This window comes from Rhizobacter sp. J219 (genome assembly GCF_024700055.1).
In the GTDB taxonomy this organism is placed as follows: domain Bacteria; phylum Pseudomonadota; class Gammaproteobacteria; order Burkholderiales; family Burkholderiaceae_C; genus Rhizobacter.
Map to the genome: position 1 here is coordinate 367,655 of NZ_JAJOND010000001.1, position 20,196 is coordinate 387,850.

Sequence of the window (20,196 nt, forward strand, 5' to 3'; positions counted from 1 at the left end):
CTACACGATTGGCAGCCTGCGCTATGCCTTCAGCACCGAGCAGGTCGAAGCTCGGTCTGCGTGTCAACAACGCGACCGACAAGAAGTACTACACGCAGGCCTATGGCTGCGCGGGCGGTGTGCCGACCTCCATCTACCCGGAGGCAGGGCGCAACGTGGTGCTGTCCTTGCGGGTTTCGCTCTGACCGTGGCCGCCTCGGTCGAATTCATCCTCGGCGGGCAGCGCAGCGGCAAGTCGCGCTGCGCCGAAGGGCGCGCCCGGGCCTGGCTGCAGCAGCCGGGCCATGAGGCCGTGCTGGTGGCCACGGCTCAGGCCCACGATGACGAGATGCGCGAGCGCATCGCCCGCCACCGCGACGACCGTGTGTCCCGCGCACCGGGCCTCGCGACCGAGGAGGTGCCGTACGAGTTGCCCGCCGCCGTGCGACGCCTCAACGCGCCGCATCGGCTGGTGGTGGTGGACTGCCTGACCTTGTGGCTGACCAACCTGCTGATGCCGATGCGCGGTTCATCGCTTGACGACGGCGCCTGGGACGCCCAGCGTGAGGCGCTGTGCCATGCGCTGGACGCCGCCCGCGGCCCGGTGGTGCTGGTGTCCAACGAGATCGGCCTCGGCCTCTCGCCGATGTCACCGGAAGCCCGGCGCTTCGTCGATGCGCTGGGACACTTGCACCAGGCGATGGCGCACCGTGCGAGTCGGGTCACGCTGATGGTGGCCGGCCTCGAAGTGAAGGTGAAGGAGATGCCGGCATGACACGGCGGTGGCTCGTGTGGCTGCTGGCGGTGCTCGCAGGCCCCGCGTGGGCGTCGATCACGCTGCGCGATGACCGCGGCGTGACGATGCGCTTCGAGCACAGCCCGCAACGCATCGTCACGCTGCTGCCGTCGCTGACCGAGACCGTGTGCGCGCTCGGCCGCTGCGCGCTGCTCGTGGGGGTCGACCGTTTCTCCAATTCGCCACCGCAGGTGCAGGCGCTGCCCAAGCTCGGTGGCCTGGAAGACGCACAGGTCGAGCGAATCGCCGCGCTCAAGCCCGACGTGGTGCTGGCGGCGCCATCGGCTCGTGTGATCGACCGGCTCGAAGCCCTGGGCCTGCGGGTGGTGATCGTTGATGCCAAGACGCACGCCGACGTGCAGCGCTCGCTCGGTCTCGTCGCCACGCTGCTCGGCACCCCCGCCGAAGCCGACCGCACCTGGGCGCGCATCCAGCAGGCGCTGGCGGAGGCCGCGGCGCGGGTGCCGGCGAGCGTGCGCGGGCAGAAGGTGTACTTCGAGGTCGACCCGACGCCGTATGCCGCGGGGGCGGACTCCTTCATCGGCGAGACGCTGCAGCGCCTGCACATGGGCAACGTGATCGGGCCGGCGCTCGGCCCCTTCCCGCGGCTCAACCCCGAATTCGTCGTCCGGGCGCGGCCCGACATCATCATGGCCGCGCAGCGCAGCCTCGACGAGATGGCGCGCCGCCCGGGCTGGGCGGGCCTGCCGGCACTGCGGCAGCGGCGCACCTGCGGCTTCGATGTGCAGCACTACGAGGTGCTCGTGCGGCCAGGCCCGCGCATGGGTGAGGCGGCGTTGCAGCTGGCCGATTGCCTGGTCGCCCTCTCGAAGGTGGCACGCTGATGTCGAACGAGGAACGCCGATCGCGCCGCCGCCTGGCGCTCGCGCTGTGGGCCTTGAGCCTGCTGTTCGCCCTGGCCGGTCTGGCCGCAGGCAGCGAAGGTTGGTCGCCGGCGCACACCTGGGCCTTGCTGCAGGGGCCGGATGGCGCGCTGCTGGTGGGTGAGATCCGCGCACCGCGCACGCTCGGAGCCTGGCTCACCGGCGCCTTGCTCGGCCTGGCGGGCGCGGTGGCGCAAGGGCTCTTTCGCAACCCGCTGGCCGACCCGTACCTGCTCGGCTCCGCCTCGGGCGCGGTGCTGGGGGTGGTGGTGGTGCTGGCCGCCTCCATGCTGGCGGGGCAGGGGGTGAGTCTGGCCACCGCGGAGCTGGTTGCCCGTTTCGGGCTCGTCGGTGCTGCGTTCATCGGAGCCTTGATCGGTGTGATGCTCACGCTGAGCCTTGCGCGGGGCGCACAGCAGACGGCGCGGCTGCTGCTGGCCGGCGTGGTGGTGGGCGTGCTGTTGTCGGCGATGAGCGACCTCGTCACCACGGCAGCGCCCGATGCGCTGCGCGGCAAGCAGGCCTTCCTGCTGGGCTCGACCGGCTTTCTCGGCTGGGGCAGTTGCGCGGTGATGGGCGCGGGCCTGCTGGTCGCGCTGCCGCTGGCGTGGCGGCTGTCGCGTGCGCTGGATGCGCTGATGCTCGGCGAAGACAGCGCGACGAGCCTCGGCGTCTCGCTGCCCAAGGTGCGCTTCGCGATGGTCGTGGTGCTGGCGCTGGCCACCGGCCTCGCCGTCTCGCAGGCGGGGCTGATCGCTTTCGTGGGGCTTGTGTCGCCGCACCTGGTGCGGCGTTTTGCGGCGGCCACGCACGGCTACCTGCTGGTGGCGAGTGCGGCGACCGGCGGCGTGCTGCTGCTCGCCGCCGACGTGCTGGCCCGCAGCCTCACCGCGCCGCAGGAGCAGCCGGTGGGCGTGCTGACGGCGGTGCTGGGGGGCGGCTACCTGATCTGGCTGCTGCACCGGCGGAGGGTCGCGGCATGAGCCCCGCCCGGCCGCCCGAAGGGGCTCATTTCCGCTTGTCGGGACCGCGCGACGTGCGTAGGGTGCACCCATGAGCGGTCTCGCCGCCCACCGACTCACCGTGCACCTTGGCCAGACGACCGTGTTGCGCGAGGTGACGCTGGCCCTGCCGCCCGGCTGGACGGCCATCGTCGGCCCCAATGGCGCCGGCAAGTCGACCCTGCTGCGTTGCCTGGCCGGCCTGCTCAAGCCCCAGGCTGGCGAGGTGCGGCTGGGCGGGCGGTCGCTTGCGAGTCTGGCGCCGCGCGAGCGTGCGCAGCACATCGCCTGGATGGCTCAGCAGGGCGAAGCCACTGGCGAGCTCAGCTCGCGCGAGGTGGTGCAGCTTGGCCGTCTGCCGCAGCTCGGCCTCTTCGCCGAGCCTGGCCCGCGCGACCACGCGATCGTGCAGCAGGCCATGGCCGACGCCGAATGCGAAGCCTGGGCCGAGCGCCGCCTGCACGAACTCTCGGGCGGCGAGCGCCAGCGGGTGCTGCTCGCGCGGGCGCTCGCGGTCGACGCGCCGTTCCTGCTGCTCGATGAGCCCACCACCCACCTCGACCCGCCGCACCAGGTCGCCCTGGTGCGCCTCTTCCAGCGCCTGGCGCGGCAGCGCACGGTGGTGAGCGTGCTGCACGACCTCTCGCTCGCGCTGCAGGCCGACCACCTGGTGGTGATGCAGGGCGGTCAGGTGCGGGCGCTGGGCGCGGCGGGCGACGCGCGTGTGCACGCCGCGTTGCAGGAGGTGTTCGGCCACGCCTTGCGCATCCAGCGGGTCGGCGAGCGTTTTGTTGCGATCCCTCATCTCGACTGATGCCCGGCTGACGCACAATCCCGCCGCACCGACCCCGACGATGCTGCCCGCCACACCTTCTGCACCACTGTCTGCCGCGCTCGTCCTTGCCCTCGCGCTGATCTTCGCGTGGGCCCTCGACGCCATCTTTGGCGACCCCCGCAACTCGTTTCACCCCGTCGTCTGGCTGGGCAAGCTGGTGTGGCCTCTGGGTTGCCGGCTGCGTGTGCTGCCGCAGACCGCGGCGTTCTGGGGCGGGGCGGTGTCGTGGATCGTGCTGGCCGGTGGCGCGGGCTGGCTGGCGTGGTGGGTGCAGAAACAGCTTCTCGGCCTCGCCTGGTGGTGGTCGATCCCGACGCTGGCGGTGCTGCTCAAGCCGCTCTTCGCCTGGCGCAGGGTGCGCGACGAGGTGCTGGCGTTCGAAGATGCCCTCGCGCTCGGCCTGGAGCCGGCGCGCGAGCGGCTGTCGCAGCTGGTGAGCCGTGACCTGAGCGAACTCGACGAAGACACGCTGCGCGAGACCGCCATCGAAACCCTGGCCGAGAACCTCAACGACTTGGTGGTCGCGCCGTTCTTCTGGTTCGCGATCTTCGGCCTCCCCGGCGCGGTGATCTACCGCGTGGCCAACACGATGGACGCGATGTGGGGCTACCGCGGCGTCTGGGAATGGGCCGGCAAGTGGGCGGCGCGGGCCGACGACGTGCTGTCGTGGCTGCCGGCGCGCATCACCGCGCTCAGTCTCTATCCGGCGTGGCGTGCGGCGAGCTGGCGTTCGCTCAAGCGCCAGGCCGGGCGCACACCGTCGCCCAACGGCGGCTGGGCGATGGGTGCGATGGCGCTGCGCCTGGGCGTGCGCCTGGCCAAGCCCGGTGTGTACGTGCTCAACGAGACCGGCGCCGCGCCCTCGTCGCGCAACATGGTGCAGGCGCTCGGTTTTGCCACGATGGCCGCCTGGGCTGCGATGGTGCTGACCGTGCTGTCGTGGGTGGCGAGGGCGGTGTGAGCGCGGCCCGCGCGGTGATGGTGCTCGGCACCACCAGCGGCGCGGGCAAGAGCTGGCTCGCCACCGCGCTGGCCCGCTGGTACACGCGGCAGGGCCTGAAGGTGGCGCCCTTCAAGGCGCAGAACATGAGCAACAACGCGCGCGTCGTGCCCGGGCCCGATGGCGGCCTGGGCGAGATCGGCAGCGCGCAGTACTTCCAGGCCCTGGCGGCCCGCCGCGTGCCCGAGGTGCGCATGAACCCCGTGCTGCTCAAGCCGGAGCGCGACACGCACAGCCAGGTGGTGGTGATGGGCGCGGTGCGGCCCGATCTCGCCGCGGTGCCCTGGCGCGATCGCAGCGAGGCGCTGTGGCCGTTTGCGCGCGACGCCCTGCGCGCGCTGCGCGACGAGAACGACCTTCTGGTGATCGAAGGGGCGGGCTCGCCGGCCGAGATCAACCTCCATGCGAACGACTTCGTCAACATGCGCAGCGCACGCGAGGTCGGCGCGGCCTGTCTGCTCGTCACCGACATCGACCGCGGAGGGGCCTTCGCCCACCTCTTCGGCACGCAACAACTCTTGCCCGAGGGCGAGCGGGCGTTGCTGCGCGGTTTCGTGCTGAACCGATTTCGCGGCGATGCGGGCCTGCTCGCGCCGGGGCCGCAGCAACTGCAGCAACTCACCGGCGTGCCCACCCTCGCCGTGCTGCCGATGTGGCGCGGCCACGGCCTGCCCGAGGAAGATGGTGTGTTCGACGACGCACCGACCGGCCACGCCGGCGGGTTGCGGATCGCGGTCGTGGCCTATCCGCGCATCAGCAACCTCGATGAGTTCCAGCCGCTGCGCCACCTTCCCGGTGTGCGCCTGCAGTGGGTGCGCAGCGAGGCCGAGTTGGCGGCGCTCGGCAAGGCCGACTGGATCGTGCTGCCCGGCTCCAAGCACACCAGCGCCGACCTCGCGTGGCTGCGTGCCCAGGGCCTCGACCGGCCGATCCGCGCGCATGCGGCGCGCGGGGGCCGTGTGCTCGGCGTGTGCGGTGGCTTGCAGATGCTTGGCCTTGCCTTGGACGACCCGCATGGCGTCGACGGCTCGGCGCAAGGGCTGGGCCTGTTGCCGCTCGTGACCCGCTTCGAGCCGCAGAAGCTGCTGTCGGCCACGCCGGTGCGGTTTGGGACGTTGCAGGCCGGCTGGGCAACGTTGTCGGGCGTGCATGCCGACGGTTACGAGATCCGCCACGGCCGCACCGAGCCCGCGCCGGGCGCGGAGAGTGCACGAAGCGCGCTTTTCAACCCCCGAGGCGAGGCCATCGGCTGGCAACACGGCAACGTGCTCGGCTTGTACGCTCATGGCCTTTTTGAATCGGCCGCCGTGATGCGCGCGCTTTTCGGTGCCGATGTGCGGCCGCTGGAGGCCGTGTTCGACGGGCTCGCCGATTTCATCGACACCCATTTCGAGCCGGGCGCGCTGATGCGGCTGGCCGAGGCTTCTGCTTCACCATGAACCTGCCCGAGATCGCCGACTTCCACGACACCGCCTTGCGACAGCGGCTGCAGCAGCGCCTGGACCGCAAGACCAAGCCCACCGGCTCGCTTGGGCGCATCGAGTCGTTGGCGTTGCAGGTCGGCCTGATCCAGCAGACCGAGACACCGAAGTGGCGCTCGCCGCAGCTGCTGGTGTTCGCCGGTGATCATGGCCTGGCCGCGCGAGGCGTGTCGGCCTACCCGAGCGACGTGACCTGGCAGATGGTCGAGAACTTTCTCGCAGGTGGTGCAGCGGTGAGCGTACTTGCGCGCCAGCACGGCCTCGCGCTCAACGTGGTCGATGCCGGGGTGAACCACAGCTTTGCGCCGCGCGCCGGGCTCATCGATCGCAAGATCGGCTTCGGCACGGCCGATTCGCTGGTCGGCCCAGCGATGACCGAGGCCCAGTGCGTGCAGGCCATCGAAGCCGGCCGCGAGCTGGTGCGCACGTTGCCAGGCAACGTGGTGCTGCTGGGCGAGATGGGCATCGGCAACACCTCGAGTGCGGCGCTCCTGTTGGCCCGTCTGGGCGGTGAAGACCTGGAGCGTTGCACGGGCCGAGGTACCGGGCTCGACGACGCCGGCCTCGCACGCAAGCTCAACGTGCTGCGCGCGGTCATGAACCGGCACCGCGACGCCGCCACGCCGCTGGCGGTGCTCGCGGCGATGGGGGGCTTCGAGATCGCGATGCTGGCGGGTGCCGCGCTGGAGGCAGCGGCCGAGCGGCGCACGGTGGTTGTCGACGGCTTCATCGCGGGCGCGGGCGTTCTCGCCGCTGCGCGCATGGCGCCGCGGGTGCTGGGCTACTGCGTGCTGGCACACCGCTCCGCCGAGCCAGGCCATACGGCGCTCATCAAGCACCTCGGGACCGAACCCTTGCTCGACCTCGGCCTGCGGCTGGGAGAGGCCTCGGGGGCGGCGTTGGCATGGCCGCTGCTCGTGAGCGCGCTCACATTGCTCGACGAGATGGCGAGCTTCGAGTCGGCGGGCGTGTCCGACCGAAGCGACCGTCCCACCCGATGATCCGGCACGAGCTGCGGCTCATCGGCGTGGCGCTGCAGTTCCTCACCCGCGTGCCGGTGCGGGTGGGCTTCGACCCGTCGTGGCTGAACCAGAGTGCGCGGCACTTTCCGCTGGTGGGCGCCTTCGTCGGCGCCCTGGGGGCGCTGGTGCTGTGGGCGGCGAGCCTCGTCTTTCCGTCAGCCGTGGCGGTGGGCCTGTCTATGGTGGCCACTGTGCTCCTCACCGGCGCTTTCCACGAAGACGGCCTGGCCGACACCTGCGATGCCCTCGGCGGCGCGGTGAGCCGCGAGCGCGCGCTCGAGATCATGAAGGACTCGCGCATCGGCACCTACGGTGCGCTCGGCCTGCTGCTGGTGCTGGGGTTGAAGGCCGCCACGCTCGTGGCCTTGCCGCCGGCGTGGGCGATGGCGGCGCTGCTGCTCGCGCACACGGTGTCGCGCGCCGCGGCGGTGGCCTTGATCCGCCTGCTGCCGTATGCCGGCGATGTGTCGCAGGCCAAGGCCAAGCCGCTGGCCGAGCGCATCTCGACGGGCGGGCTGCTGGTTGGGCTGGCTTGGGCAGTGATGGTGGGGCTGGCGCTCATCGCGTGGCAGGCTGGCTGGTGGCCCATGGTGGTCACGGCGTGGGGGGTGGCGGCGTTGGGCGCGTGGGTCTGTGGCCGATGGTTCGTGCGCCGGCTCGGCGGCATCACCGGCGACACGCTCGGCGCCACGCAGCAACTCACCGAGCTGGCGGTGCTGCTGGGTTGGCTGGCATGGCTGCCCCGCTGATCGTCTGGCGGCACCCACGGCCTCAGGGCGCAAACGGGCGCTGCATCGGACGCACCGACCTGTCGCTTGATCGGCGCAAGGCCAAGCGGCTGGCGCATCGCATCCGCGAGCGCGTGCGACGTGAACGGTGGGCGAAGGTGGTTGTCACGTCGCCCCTGCGGCGCAGCGCCGAGGTGGGCCGGTGGCTCGCGCGTTGGGGCTTCGAGCACCGGATCGACGCTCGCCTGAGCGAGCTGGACTTTGGCTGGTGGGAGGGGCGGTGCTGGACGGGCATCGCGGCTGCCGATCTCAGCGCCTGGACCGATGATTTTGTCAACCATGCCCCCGGAGGCGGCGAATCGGTGGGTCAGCTGTTGACCCGCTGCCGGAGCTTTTTCGACGATCTTGGCAACGATCCGCTGTGCGTGGTCGGCCATGCCGGCTGGATCAACGCGGCGCGCTGGCTGGCCGGAGGCGGAACGCAGACACTGCGGGCCGACCAGTGGCCCACGGCGGTGCGTTATGCCGAGGCCGTCACCTTCTTCAGCAGCTCGGGCGGCGCCGAGTCGCAATAGCGCAGCACCTGGCACTGCTCGCACAGGGGGCGACGCGCCTGGCAGACGTAACGGCCATGCAGGATCAGCCAGTGGTGCGCATGGTGCAGGTACTCGGCCGGCACGCGCTTGAGCAGCCCCATCTCCACTTCGAGCGGGTTCTTGCCGGGCGCGAGGCCGGTGCGGTTGCTGACGCGGAAGATGTGCGTGTCAACCGCCATCGTCGGCTCGCCGAAGACCACGTTGAGCACCACGTTCGCCGTCTTGCGGCCCACGCCGGGCAGGGCTTCGAGCGCTTCGCGGTCGTGCGGCACCTGGCCGCCGTGCTGCTCGACGAGGATGCGGCTTGTCTCGACCAGGTTCTTCGCCTTGTTGCGGAAGAGGCCGATGGTCTTGATGTATTCGCTGACCCCTTCGACACCCAGCGCGACCATCTTCGCGGGCGTGTTCGCCACGGCGAAGAGCTTGCGCGTGGCCTTGTTGACGCCGGCGTCGGTGGCTTGCGCAGACAAGAGCACGGCCGCCAACAGCTCGAAGGCGTTGGTGTACTCCAGCTCGGTGACAGGGTGGGGGTTGGCGGCGCGGAGTATGGCGAAGAAGGGCTCGATCGACGACGTCTTCATGGACGCCGATTGTCTCAGCGGGTGAGGTCGTCCAGCGGCGGGGGCTTCACGAGTTGTGCGACGGGCTTGGGTGGCTCACCGGGTTTTGGAGTCTTGTTGGGGTCGCACGCCAGCATCACGCCAATGGCGGCGACCAGCGCGATCCACCACCCAGGCCTGTTCATCGCGTGACTGCGCCATCAATAGCGCGATTGCATCTCGCGGATCTGCTCCCGGGCTTCACCCTGGCGGATGGCGAAGGTGCGTTGCGTCTTTCCGGTGGCGTGCTCACGCACCTTCTCGCCCTGGTGTTCATCCCCGAACAGACGCCCCCAGCCTTTGCGAACGTGGCCCTTGGTCTTCAGCTGGCCACCGATGCGATCTCGATTCATGTCGGCTCCTGTGAGTGACGGTACGTTGCGGGCTCGACGTGAACCCGTTCGCACAGAGTAGGGGCCGCATCCCGCAGCCCGAGTCAGCCCCGTGCAACGGGCTTGTCGGGCTTCGCCGGGAGTTTTTGTAGGACTGCGCCGACAGTGCTTGCGGCTCAGGTGCCGCTGCGACGACGTGCACGCGCCAGGGCGGCGGCGATGCGGCTTTCCTTGGAGTCGGGACTCGCGATGGGTGCTGCAGCTTCTTCCGTCAGCGTCTTTGCGCGTGCCGCGAGGCGGGCGCTGCGCTCATCGGCATCGCGCTGCAGGCGGTGGCGGTGGAAGGCGTAGCGTTCCTTCGCTTCGTCGGCCTGGGGTGCGCTCCACGCCTGCCAGCCCGTGGCGGGGCCGCTGACGTTCTGAAGCGAGATGCAATCGACCGGACAGACCGGGATGCAGAGTTCACACCCCGTGCACAGCGGGTCGATCACCGTGTGCATGCGTTTGGAGCCGCCCACGATCGCATCGACCGGGCAGGCCTTGAGGCACAGCGTGCAGCCGATGCACCAGGCCTCGTCGATCACTGCGAGCTGGCGTGGCCCCTCATGGCCGTGAACCGGGTTGAGGGGCAGGGCGGGGCGGCCGGTGAGGGCCGACAGCCGCGCGATGCCTTCGGCGCCCCCCGGGGGGCACTGGTTGATCTCGGCCTCGCCTCGCGCCATGGCCTCTGCGTAGGACCGGCAGTCGGGGTAGCCGCAGCGCGTGCACTGCGTCTGCGGCAGGGCGTCGTCGAGGGCGTCGGCGAGGGAGATGGCTGCGTTCACCCGCCGAGCTTAGCGGGCCGGCCGCTTGCGGGCGGTGCTGGCCTGGCGTGCGGCCGTCTTCGTACCGGTGCGTGCCTTTCGCGGCGCTGACGCCGTCGTCTGGTGCCGGGCGATGAAGTCGCGCAGTTCCGGGTAGACCTTCTCGCGCCAGCGGCGGCCCGAGAAGATGCCGTAGTGGCCAGCACCTTCCACGTCGTAGTGGAACTGGCGCGCCTTCGGGATGCCGGTGCACAGCTCGTGTGCGGCCTTGGTCTGGCCGGCGCCGGAGATGTCGTCGAGTCTCGCCTTCGATGGTGAGCAGGGCCGAGGTGGTGATGTCCTGCGGGCGCACGAGATTGCCGCCCACGTCCCAGGTGCCGTTGACGAGCGCGAAGTCCTGGAAGATGGTCTTGATGGTGTCGAGGTAGTACTCGGCCGGCATGTCGAGCACGGCGTTGTACTCGTCGTAGAAGGCGCGGTGGAACTCGGCGCTCTCATCCTCGCCGCGCATCAGGTCCATGAAGTAGTCGTAGTGCGACTTCAGGTGCCGGTCAGGGTTCATCGCGATGAAGCCGCTGTGCTGCAGGAAGCCCGGGTACACGCGGCGTCCGTTGCCGGGGTAGTTGACCGGCACGCGGTAGATCACGTTGTTCTCGAACCACTCGTAGCTCTTGTTCATCGCCAGGTTGTTCACGGCGGTGGGCGACTTGCGGGCGTCGATCGGGCCGCCCATCATCGTCATCGTGCGTGGCGTGAACTCGCCGGCACTGGCCATGAGCGAGATTGCGGCGAGCACCGGCACGGTGGGCTGGCAGACCGAGATCACGTTCACCTCGGGGCCGATGTGGCGGATGAACTCCTGCACGTAGTAGATGTAGTCGTCAAGGTGGAACGGGCCGGCTTCGGTCGGCACCATGCGGGCGTCGGTCCAGTCGGTGATGTAGACCTTGTGGTCGATCAGCAGCATCTTGACCGTCTCGCGCAGCAGCGTGGCGTGGTGGCCCGACAGCGGCGCGACCACGAGCACGGTGGGCTGCTCCTTCAGCTGGGCCAGCACGGCTTGGTCATCGGTGAAACGCTTGAAGCGCAGCAGCCGGCAGAACGGCTTTTCGATCGCCACCTGTTCCTGCACGGCCACGTCGACCCCGCCGACCCTCACCGACGTGATCCCGAATTCGGGCTTCTCGTACTCCTTCGAGAGCCGGTGCATCAGGTCCAGCCCCGCCGAGATGCGGTGCGCCAGGGGCGTGTGTGTGAACGGCGACAGCGGGTGGCTGTACAGCTTGGCCGAGGCGCTCGCAAATTCTGAGAACGGGCTCAGCAGCGCGCGGTGGGTTTCATAGAGTTGATACAGCATCGGAGTTCCTCGTGAGCGTGGAGCGCACGCCAGTGCACGCTTGTGCGTCGCAGCATTCTAGGCAGCTGACCCGCATCGTGCAGATGACGGCCGCGGGTGGAAACCCCGAAAAGGCACCAGAAGAGGGCCTAGTGTGTTGTTGTGCGTGCGTTTGCCGCACAAGGGGTGTCCCTGGCGTGACACCCCTCCGGTCGGATCAGCTCACCTTGGCGATGGCGCTGACCACCGCGTCGATGTTTTTCTTGTTGAGCGCGGCCACGCAGATGCGGCCGGAATCCACGCCGTAGATGCCGAACTCGCTGCGCAGGCGCTGCATCTGCTCCTTGCTGAGGCCGGAGTAGCTGAACATGCCTTTCTGCGAGGTGATGAAGCTCATGTCCTGCTTGAGGCCTGCGGCTTTGAGCTTCTCGACCAGAAGCGTGCGCATTTCCTTGATGCGAACGCGCATACCGGCAAGCTCTTCTTCCCACAGGGCGCGCAGCGTCGGGGTGTTGAGCACCGTCGCCACGACCTGTGCGCCGTGCGTCGGCGGGTTGGAGTAGTTGGTGCGGATCACGATCTTGAGCTGGCTCAGCACGCGGGCGGCTTCTTCCTTGCTTTCGCACACCACGCTCAGGGCGCCCACGCGCTCGCCGTAGAGCGAGAAGCTCTTGGAGAACGAGGTGGACACGAAGAAGTCGAGGCCGGCGGCCATGAACTGCTCGATGACGGCGCCGTCTTCCTTGATGCCTTCACCGAAACCCTGGTAGGCCATGTCGAGGAAGGGCACGAGCTTCGCAGCCTTGACCGCATCGACGACCTGCGCCCATTGCGCGGGCGTGATGTCGTAGCCGGTGGGGTTGTGGCAGCAGGCGTGCAGCACGACGATCGTGCCGGCCGGCGCGGCCTTCAAGCCGGCGAGCATGGGGTCGAAGTTCACGCCCTTTTTGGCGGCGTCGTAGTACGGGTAGGTGTCGACCGTGAAGCCCGCGTTGGTGAAGAGCGCACGGTGGTTTTCCCAGCTCGGGTCGCTGATCAGCACCTTGGCGGTCGGGTTCAGGCGCTTCAGGAAGTCGGCGCCGATCTTGAGGCCGCCCGTGCCACCGATGCCTTGCACGGTGGCGACACGGCCCTCTCTCACCGCGGCGCTCTCGGCGCCGAAGACGAGGCCTTGCACGGCCTTGTCGTAGGCGGCAATGCCATCGATGGGCAGGTAGCCGCGTGCGGTGGGCACCTCCATCATCTGCTTCTCAGCCTGGGCCACGCATTTCAGCAGGGGGAGCTTGCCGTTCTCGTCGAAGTACACGCCGACGCCCAGGTTCACCTTGTTCGGGTTCGGGTCGGCGTTGAACTGCTCGTTCAGGCCCAGGATGGGGTCGCGGGGGGCCATTTCAACGGCGGCAAACAACGAGGTCATGGGACAGTCCTTGTCAGTAGAGCGGGGGAATGATTTGGGCTAACCTGAACGATTGCCCTGCATGCGCGGGGAAACCCGGAGATTTTATCTGCCATGGCCGAGATGTCTGAAGTCGTCGAGCAGCCCGCGGTGGGCGAGTTCGTGAGCTTTCCCGGTTCGCCCTTTCAGCTGTACCAGCCATACCCGCCGGCGGGCGACCAGCCGAACGCCATCGCGCAGCTCGTCGAGGGCGTGCGCGATGGCCTGACCTTCCAGACGCTGCTGGGCGTGACCGGCTCCGGCAAGACCTTCACGATGGCCAACGTGATCGCCCGGCTCGGCCGGCCGGCGATCGTGTTCGCCCCCAACAAGACGCTGGCGGCCCAGCTCTACAGCGAGTTCCGCGAGTTTTTTCCGAAGAACGCGGTGGAGTACTTCGTCAGCTACTACGACTACTACCAGCCCGAGGCTTACGTGCCTCAGCGCGACCTCTTCATCGAGAAAGACAGCTCGATCAACGAGCACATCGAGCAGATGCGCCTCTCCGCGACCAAGAGCCTGCTCGAGCGTCGCGACGTGGTGATCGTGGCGACCGTCTCGGCGATCTACGGCATCGGCAACCCGAATGACTATCACCGCATGGTGATGACGCTCAGAAAGGGCGACAAGATGGGCCAGCGCGACGTGATCGCGCAGCTCATCCGCATGCAGTACACGCGCAACGAACAGGATTTTTCGCGGGGCACGTTTCGTGTGCGGGGCGACACGATCGACGTGTTTCCGGCCGAGCATTCGGAGCTGGCAGTGCGCATCGAGTCTTCGACGATGAGGTCGAGACACTGCAACTTTTCGACCCGCTCACCGGGCGCATCAAGCAGAAGATTGTTCGCTTCACTGTCTACCCGTCGAGCCATTACGTGACGCCGCGGGATCGTGTGCTGGCGGCGATCGACACTATCAAGCAGGAGTTGCGCGAGCGGCTCGATGAGCTGGTGAAGGCCGGCAAACTGGTCGAGGCGCAGCGTCTGGAGCAGCGCACGCGCTTCGACCTCGAGATGCTGCAGGAGATTGGCCACTGCAAGGGCATCGAGAACTACACGCGGCATCTGTCGGGCTCGCTGCCGGGCGAGCCGCCGTCGACGCTGGTGGACTACCTACCCAAAGACGCGCTGATGTTCCTCGACGAGTCGCACGTGCTGATCGGCCAGCTCGGCGGCATGTACAACGGCGACCGTGCGCGCAAGACGACGCTCGTCGAATACGGTTTCCGCCTGCCGAGTGCGCTCGACAATCGGCCGCTGAAGTTCGAAGAGTTCGAAAAGAAGATGCGCCAGGTGGTGTTCGTCTCAGCGACGCCGGCCGACTTCGAGAAGCAGAACACCGGCCAGGTGGTCGAGCAGCTCGTGCGGCCCACCGGGCTCATCGACCCGTTGGTCGAGGTCCGCCCCGCCACGCACCAGGTCGATGACGTGCTGCAGGAGATCCGCGAGCGCGTGAAGGTCAACGAGCGGGTGCTCATCACCACGCTCACCAAGCGCATGGCCGAACAGCTCACCGACTACCTCAATGACAACGGCGTGAAAGTGCGTTACCTGCACAGCGACATCGACACCGTCGAGCGTGTCGAGATCCTGCGTGACCTCCGCCTGGGTGCCTTCGACGTGCTGGTGGGCATCAACCTCTTGCGCGAAGGGTTGGACATCCCCGAAGTCTCGCTTGTGGCCATCCTCGATGCCGACAAGGAAGGCTTCCTGCGTTCCGAGCGCTCGCTCATCCAGACCATCGGCCGCGCGGCGCGCAACCTGAACGGCAAGGCCATTCTGTACGCCGACAAGATCACCGACTCGATGAAGCTCGCCTTGGGGGAAACGGAGCGCCGCCGCACGAAGCAGCTCGCCCACAACCAGGCACAAGGCATCACTCCGCGGAGCATCCAAAAGCAGGTGCGTGACCTGATTGACGGTGTCTATAGCGAAAAAGCCAAGGATGCCCAAAGGGTCTTGGAGGCGGCCGCCGTCGAGGCCCTGTCCGAGAAAGACCTGGCAAAGCGCATCAAACAGCTGGAAAAACAGATGCTCGAGCACGCCCGCAACCTCGAGTTCGAGAATGCCGCAAGAGTGCGCGATCAACTCTCGACGCTAAGAGAGCAAGCATTTGGGGCTCCGGGGACCGACAATGTCACACCCGAACCGGCCGGGTCAAAGTAAGTCAGGGTGGGAAATGACGGGCCAAATGAGCCTGCTCACCGAGGGGGAACTTCCTTAGCCAATGCCGACCGAATCAGTGGGTTTCAGATATACTTGAGTAAACCTGTCGGTTAATTCCGCGGGTTAACCCGCCCCATGAGGGCGGTGCTTGCAAGCGTGAAGCCACCATTGATCGCTTTCATTGACTAATCGTGCTGTCACCGGCACCAGGAGGATTTCATGCGACTGACCACCAAAGGCCGTTTTGCCGTTACCGCCATGATCGATCTCGCCCTGCGCGAGAACACCGGCCCCGTTGCGCTGGCTGCCATCAGCGCACGCCAGCAGATTTCTCTGTCCTATCTTGAGCAGCTGTTCGGCAAGCTGCGCCGCCATGAGTCTCGTGGAAAGCACCCGTGGCCCCGGCGGCGGCTATTCGCTCGGCCGCAAGTCCGACGAAATCACCGTGGCCGACATCATCGTGGCTGTCGATGAGCCCATCGATGCCACCGGCTGCGGCGGCAAGGAAAACTGCATGGGTGAAGACGCTGGCCGTTGCATGACGCACGACCTGTGGTCCAGCCTCAACGCCAAGATGATCGAGTACCTCGATTCCATCTCGCTGCGCAAGCTTGTGGAAGAGCAGCTCGCCAAGGGTGTCTCGATCGAAGAGCACCCCGTCAAGCGCGCCATCTCGACGCAGCCTGTCGTCAAACCGATCAAGATCACCGCTCCCAACTCGGTCTTCGCCTTGGGCGGAGCGATGAGCAAGTAAACCCGTCTCGCCTTTTGTCATGGACATGACCCAGCATTTCCCGATCTACATGGACTACGGCGCCACCACGCCGTGTGACCAGCGCGTGGTGGACGCGATGATTCCGTGGTTGCGCGAACATTTCGGCAACCCGGCGTCACGCAGCCACGCGTGGGGTTGGGAGGCCGAGGCAGCCGTGGAAAAGGCCCGCGAACAGGTGGCGGCGCTGATCGGTGCCGACCCCCGCGAGATCATCTGGACCTCTGGTGCCACCGAGTCCAACAACCTGGCCTTGAAGGGCGCGGCGCAGTTCTACAAGACGCGCGGCAAGCACCTCATCACCGTCAAGACCGAGCACAAGGCCGTGCTCGACACGATGCGTGAACTGGAGCGCCAGGGCTTCGAGGTCAGCTACCTCGACGTGCAGGAAGATGGCCTGCTCGACCTCGACAAGCTCAAGGCCGCGATGCGCGCCGACACCATCCTCGTGTCGGTGATGTACGTCAACAACGAGATCGGCGTCATCCAGGACGTGGCTGCGATCGGCGCGATGTGCCGTGAGCGCGGGATCATCTTCCACGTCGACGCGGCACAAGCCACCGGCAAGGTGGAGATCGACCTCGCCAAGCTGCCCATCGACCTGATGAGCCTGGCCTCGCACAAGACCTATGGCCCGAAGGGCATCGGCGCGCTCTACGTGCGCCGCAAGCCCCGCGTGCGCATCGAGGCGCAGATGCATGGTGGTGGCCACGAGCGCGGCATGCGTTCGGGCACGCTGCCCACGCACCAGATCGTCGGCATGGGCGAAGCCTTCCGCATCGCCCGTGAAGAGATGGGCGTCGAGAGCGAGCGCGTCCGCATGCTGCACAAGCGCCTGATGGACGGGCTGTCGAACATCGAGCAGACCTTCCTCAACGGCCACGCCACGCAGCGCGTGCCGCACAACCTCAACATCTCGTTCAACTTCGTCGAAGGCGAGTCCCTGATCATGGGCATCAAGGGCATCGCAGTGTCGTCAGGCTCGGCCTGCACCTCGGCGAGCCTGGAGCCGAGCTACGTGTTGCGCGCGCTCGGCCGCAGCGATGAACTCGCGCACTCCTCGCTGCGCATGACCATCGGCCGGTTCACGACCGTGGATGAGATCGACTACGTGATCACCACGCTGAAAGACCGCGTGGCCAAGTTGCGCGAACTGTCGCCGCTGTGGGAGATGCACAAGGATGGCATCGACATCAGCACCATTCAATGGGCTGCCCATTGAACGACATGGAACGCGACGCACTGAAGTTTCTGGAGTACTGAGATGGCATACAGCGAAAAGGTCGTAGACCACTATGAGAACCCCCGCAACGTGGGTTCGTTCGAAAAGGGTGATGACAGCGTGGGCACCGGCATGGTCGGCGCCCCCGCCTGCGGCGACGTGATGAAGCTGCAGATCAAGGTGAACCCGGCCACGGGCCTGATCGAAGACGCGAAGTTCAAGACCTACGGTTGCGGTTCGGCCATTGCGTCGAGACTCGCTCGTCACCGAATGGGTGAAGGGCAAGTCGCTCGACGAAGCGCTGACCATCAAGAACACGCACATCGCCGAAGAGTTGGCGCTGCCGCCGGTGAAGATCCACTGCTCGATCCTGGCCGAAGACGCGATCAAGGCCGCGGTCAACGACTACAAGGCGAAAAAGGCGCACTGATGATGGCGGTCACGCTGACGGAAGCGGCGGCACGCCATGTGACGCGCTATCTCACCAAACGCGGCAAGGGCGTGGGCGTGCGCCTGGGCGTGAAGACGACGGGCTGCTCGGGCCTGGCGTACAAGCTCGAATACGCCGATGACGTGGCGCCGGAAGACATCGTCTTCGAGGGCCATGGCGTGAAGGTGTTGATCGACCCGAAGAGCCTGCCCTACCTCGACGGTACGGAACTCGACTTCGTGCGCGAGGGGCTCAACGAAGGCTTCAAATTCCACAACCCGCGTGAGAAGGACCGGTGCGGTTGCGGTGAGTCGTTCCGGGTCTGACCCCCGGTGGTGTGCCATGGGCGCGGCAAGGGTCGCGCCTTTCTTTTGTCTGTTGTCTGAATCGAGCGTGCCGTGAAGCTGGACGACGATGATTTCGCCTTGTTCGGCCTGCCGCGCCGCCATGCGCTGGAACGCGCCACGCTCGATGCCCGCTGGCGCGAGTTGCAGGCTCAGGTGCACCCCGACAAGTTTGCGGCCGAAGGCGCCGCGGCCAAGCGCGTGGCGATGCAATGGGCAGTGCGAGTCAACGAGGCCTACCAGCGCCTGAAGGATCCGGTGAAACGCGCCGGCTACCTGTGCGAGCTGAACGGCGTGCCGGTGCACAGTGAGAGCAACACCTCCATGCCGACGGGCTTTCTCATTCAGCAGATGGAGTGGCGCGAAGCGCTCGAAGAGGCCACGCTCCTGAGCGACGTGGAAGCGCTGGCCGACAGCGTCGCCATGCATCGCCGCGATGCCCTCGAACGCCTGGCCGCCACTTGCGACGAGCAGCGGGACTTCAACGCCGCGGCCGAGCAGGTCAGAGCCCTCATGTTCGTCGAGCGCTTTGCCGACGACATCGATCAGCGCCTGGAAGCGCTGGGACAATAAAACATGGCCCTGCTTCAGATTTCAGAGCCGGGCGGAAGCCCGGACCCGCACCAGCGGCGGATCGCGGTCGGCATCGACCTCGGCACCACGCACTCGCTGGTGGCGGCCGTGCGCCACGGCGTTGCCGAATGCCTGCCCGATGCGCAAGGCCGCGTGATCCTGCCGTCTGCGGTGCGCTATCTCGACAATACGCGCCGCCAGATCGGGCACGAGGCACTTGCCGAAGCGGCCATCGACCCGGCCAACACCATCGTCTCGGTCAAGCGCTTCATGGGCCGAGGCCTTGCCGACATCGTCCAGCGCGAGAAGTTGCCGTATGACTTCGTCGATGCGCCGGGCATGGTTCAGCTGCGCACGGTGGCTGGTGTGAAGTCACCGGTGGAAGTGTCGGCCGAGATCCTCGCAACGCTGCGTCAGCGCGCGGAAGACAGCTTCGACGACGAGATCTTCGGTGCCGTGATCACGGTGCCCGCGTATTTCGACGACGCGCAGCGCCAAGCCACGAAAGACGCCGCGCAACTCGCCGGCCTCAACGTGCTGCGCCTCATCAACGAGCCCACGGCCGCTGCCATCGCCTACGGCCTGGAGAACGGCAGCGAAGGCCTGTATGCGGTGTACGACCTCGGCGGCGGCACCTTCGACGTGTCATTGCTACGCCTGAGCCAGGGTGTGTTCGAAGTGGTGGCCACGGGTGGGGACTCTGCGCTGGGGGGCGACGACTTCGACCGCCTGCTCGCCGACTGGGCGCTCATGAAGAGCGGCCTGCGCGCCACCACGCCGCAAGACAAACGTGCGGTCATGGTCGCCGCCCGCGCCGCAAAGGAAAAACTCTCCAGCACCGACCATGCGACGCTGGCCTGCCCGCTCGCCGAAGGTGAACTCTCGGTGCGCGTGACGCGCGACGAATTCCAGCAACTCGGCGCCGAGCTGATCGGCCGCACCATCGGCGCATTGCGCAAGGTGCTGCGCGATGCGAAGGCGGCCAAGGACGACGTGCAGGGCGTCGTGATGGTCGGTGGGTCGACCCGCATGCCGCAGGTGCAGTCGGCCGTGGCTGACTTCTTCGGCAAGGCCCCGCTGACCAACCTCAATCCCGATGAAGTTGTCGCGCTCGGCGCGGCGATCCAGGCCAACGCGCTTGCGGGCAACGCAGGCGCCGATGAATTGCTGCTGCTCGACGTGATCCCGCTGTCGCTGGGCCTCGAAACCATGGGCGGCCTGGTCGAACGCATCATCCCGCGCAACAGCACGATTCCTACCGCCCGCGCGCAGGACTTCACCACCTTCAAGGACGGCCAGACCGCGATGGCTATTCATGTGGTGCAAGGCGAGCGCGAGCTGGTGAGCGACTGCCGATCGCTGGCGCGCTTCGAGCTGCGCGGCATCCCACCGATGGTGGCCGGTGCGGCACGCATCCGGGTGAGTTTCCAGGTCGATGCCGATGGCCTGCTGGCCGTCAGTGCGCGGGAAGAAGGCTCGGGCGTGCAGGCGTCGATCAACGTCAAGCCGAGCTATGGCCTGACGGACGACGAAGTGGCGCGCATGCTGACCGAAAGTTTCACCACTGCCGAGTCCGACATGAAGGCGCGAAGCCTGCGCGAATCGCGTGTGGAAGCTGAACGCATGCTGCTGGCCACCGCCTCGGCGCTGCAGGCCGATGGCGACCTGCTCAGTGCCGAGAGCCGCGCCGAGGTCGACGCTCTCATGCAAGCCCTTGACCACACCCGCCAGGGCGACGACCACGCCGCCATCGACACCGCCGTGGAAGCGCTCGCAAAAGGCACCGAGGCCTTTGCCGCCGAGCGCATGAACCGCGGCATCCGCCAGGCCCTCGCCGGCCGCAAGGTGGAAGAAGTCTGA

General features: G+C 67.4%; 19 protein-coding genes and 4 pseudogenes. 16 read left to right on the top strand and 7 right to left on the bottom strand.

Annotation, left to right across the window (positions count from 1 at the left end):
• Nucleotides 1–181: 181 nt before the first annotated feature.
• The 9 genes from LRS03_RS26710 to LRS03_RS01685 all read left to right on the top strand — a co-directional run bounded on the left by LRS03_RS26710 (nt 182) and on the right by LRS03_RS01685 (nt 8,301).
• Nucleotides 182–754 (top strand): bifunctional adenosylcobinamide kinase/adenosylcobinamide-phosphate guanylyltransferase, encoded by a 573-nt coding sequence (locus tag LRS03_RS26710; RefSeq protein WP_257829357.1) that lies wholly within the window; start codon nt 182–184, stop codon nt 752–754.
• The gene (locus tag LRS03_RS01650; RefSeq protein WP_257823562.1) at nt 751–1,620 is read left to right on the top strand and encodes an ABC transporter substrate-binding protein; all 870 of its coding nucleotides are present in this window, start codon (nt 751–753) and stop codon (nt 1,618–1,620) included. Before LRS03_RS26710 ends, LRS03_RS01650 begins: the two co-directional genes overlap by 4 nt.
• Entirely contained in the window at nt 1,620–2,642 is a 1,023-nt protein-coding gene (locus tag LRS03_RS01655; RefSeq protein WP_257823563.1) for a FecCD family ABC transporter permease, read from the top strand. The genes LRS03_RS01650 and LRS03_RS01655 overlap by 1 nt, the downstream gene beginning before the upstream one ends.
• A gap of 70 nt (nt 2,643–2,712) precedes the next feature.
• Nucleotides 2,713–3,474 (top strand): ABC transporter ATP-binding protein, encoded by a 762-nt coding sequence (locus LRS03_RS01660; RefSeq protein WP_257823564.1) that lies wholly within the window; start codon nt 2,713–2,715, stop codon nt 3,472–3,474.
• Nucleotides 3,475–3,514: 40 nt separating this feature from the next.
• Nucleotides 3,515–4,456 (top strand): adenosylcobinamide-phosphate synthase CbiB, encoded by a 942-nt coding sequence (gene cbiB, locus LRS03_RS01665; protein WP_257823565.1) that lies wholly within the window; start codon nt 3,515–3,517, stop codon nt 4,454–4,456.
• 17 nt (nt 4,457–4,473) lie between these two features.
• Nucleotides 4,474–5,934: a cobyric acid synthase gene (locus LRS03_RS01670; protein WP_257829358.1), complete on the top strand. Its 1,461-nt coding sequence runs from the start codon at nt 4,474–4,476 to the stop codon at nt 5,932–5,934.
• The gene (gene cobT / locus LRS03_RS01675; RefSeq protein WP_257823566.1) at nt 5,931–6,977 is read left to right on the top strand and encodes a nicotinate-nucleotide--dimethylbenzimidazole phosphoribosyltransferase; all 1,047 of its coding nucleotides are present in this window, start codon (nt 5,931–5,933) and stop codon (nt 6,975–6,977) included. The genes LRS03_RS01670 and cobT overlap by 4 nt, the downstream gene beginning before the upstream one ends.
• A complete protein-coding gene (locus LRS03_RS01680) occupies nt 6,974–7,747 on the top strand; it encodes an adenosylcobinamide-GDP ribazoletransferase (protein ID WP_257823567.1) in 774 nt (257 codons plus the stop codon). The genes cobT and LRS03_RS01680 overlap by 4 nt, the downstream gene beginning before the upstream one ends.
• Complete coding sequence (locus LRS03_RS01685) at nt 7,732–8,301, top strand: histidine phosphatase family protein (RefSeq protein ID WP_257823568.1); 570 nt, start codon at nt 7,732–7,734, stop codon at nt 8,299–8,301. Before LRS03_RS01680 ends, LRS03_RS01685 begins: the two co-directional genes overlap by 16 nt.
• Here LRS03_RS01685 and nth read toward each other — a convergent pair.
• The 6 genes and pseudogenes from nth to LRS03_RS01720 all read right to left on the bottom strand — a co-directional run bounded on the left by nth (nt 8,247) and on the right by LRS03_RS01720 (nt 12,809).
• On the bottom strand, nt 8,247–8,903 hold the full coding sequence (gene nth, locus LRS03_RS01690) for an endonuclease III (RefSeq protein WP_257823569.1): 657 nt from the start codon (nt 8,901–8,903) through the stop codon (nt 8,247–8,249). The genes LRS03_RS01685 and nth overlap by 55 nt on opposite strands.
• Before the next feature lie 14 nt (nt 8,904–8,917).
• The gene (locus LRS03_RS01695) at nt 8,918–9,067 is read right to left on the bottom strand and encodes a hypothetical protein (protein ID WP_257823570.1); all 150 of its coding nucleotides are present in this window, start codon (nt 9,065–9,067) and stop codon (nt 8,918–8,920) included.
• Between the two features lie 15 nt (nt 9,068–9,082).
• The gene (locus LRS03_RS01700) at nt 9,083–9,274 is read right to left on the bottom strand and encodes a CsbD family protein (protein WP_257823571.1); all 192 of its coding nucleotides are present in this window, start codon (nt 9,272–9,274) and stop codon (nt 9,083–9,085) included.
• A 155-nt stretch (nt 9,275–9,429) separates the two neighbouring features.
• The gene (gene rsxB, locus LRS03_RS01705; RefSeq protein ID WP_374684973.1) at nt 9,430–10,077 is read right to left on the bottom strand and encodes an electron transport complex subunit RsxB; all 648 of its coding nucleotides are present in this window, start codon (nt 10,075–10,077) and stop codon (nt 9,430–9,432) included.
• 9 nt (nt 10,078–10,086) lie between these two features.
• Nucleotides 10,087–11,413: pseudogene (locus LRS03_RS01715) on the bottom strand (polyhydroxyalkanoate depolymerase).
• Nucleotides 11,414–11,609: 196 nt separating this feature from the next.
• Nucleotides 11,610–12,809 (bottom strand): amino acid aminotransferase, encoded by a 1,200-nt coding sequence (locus tag LRS03_RS01720; protein WP_257823572.1) that lies wholly within the window; start codon nt 12,807–12,809, stop codon nt 11,610–11,612.
• Nucleotides 12,810–12,902: 93 nt separating this feature from the next.
• On the opposite strand from LRS03_RS01720, the pseudogene uvrB reads away from it, so the two are divergent.
• A pseudogene (gene uvrB / locus LRS03_RS01725) lies at nt 12,903–14,995 on the top strand (excinuclease ABC subunit UvrB).
• 123 nt (nt 14,996–15,118) lie between these two features.
• Here the strand turns inward: uvrB and LRS03_RS01730 are convergent.
• Nucleotides 15,119–15,370 carry a hypothetical protein gene (locus LRS03_RS01730; RefSeq protein ID WP_257829706.1) on the bottom strand — a complete coding sequence of 84 codons (252 nt, stop codon included), beginning with the start codon at nt 15,368–15,370 and terminating at the stop codon, nt 15,119–15,121.
• Between LRS03_RS01730 and LRS03_RS01735 the strand changes: the two are divergent.
• The 6 genes and pseudogenes from LRS03_RS01735 to hscA all read left to right on the top strand — a co-directional run bounded on the left by LRS03_RS01735 (nt 15,254) and on the right by hscA (nt 20,196).
• Nucleotides 15,254–15,749: pseudogene (locus LRS03_RS01735) on the top strand (Rrf2 family transcriptional regulator). The gene LRS03_RS01730 and the pseudogene LRS03_RS01735 sit on opposite strands and share 117 nt — an antisense overlap.
• A gap of 19 nt (nt 15,750–15,768) precedes the next feature.
• Nucleotides 15,769–16,989: an IscS subfamily cysteine desulfurase gene (locus LRS03_RS01740; protein ID WP_257823573.1), complete on the top strand. Its 1,221-nt coding sequence runs from the start codon at nt 15,769–15,771 to the stop codon at nt 16,987–16,989.
• A 42-nt stretch (nt 16,990–17,031) separates the two neighbouring features.
• Nucleotides 17,032–17,419: pseudogene (gene iscU / locus LRS03_RS01745) on the top strand (Fe-S cluster assembly scaffold IscU).
• A 2-nt stretch (nt 17,420–17,421) separates the two neighbouring features.
• Nucleotides 17,422–17,745 carry an iron-sulfur cluster assembly protein IscA gene (iscA, locus tag LRS03_RS01750; RefSeq protein ID WP_201812334.1) on the top strand — a complete coding sequence of 108 codons (324 nt, stop codon included), beginning with the start codon at nt 17,422–17,424 and terminating at the stop codon, nt 17,743–17,745.
• Between the two features lie 72 nt (nt 17,746–17,817).
• A complete protein-coding gene (gene hscB, locus LRS03_RS01755; RefSeq protein ID WP_257823574.1) occupies nt 17,818–18,336 on the top strand; it encodes a Fe-S protein assembly co-chaperone HscB in 519 nt (172 codons plus the stop codon).
• A gap of 3 nt (nt 18,337–18,339) precedes the next feature.
• The gene (gene hscA / locus LRS03_RS01760) at nt 18,340–20,196 is read left to right on the top strand and encodes a Fe-S protein assembly chaperone HscA (RefSeq protein ID WP_257823575.1); all 1,857 of its coding nucleotides are present in this window, start codon (nt 18,340–18,342) and stop codon (nt 20,194–20,196) included.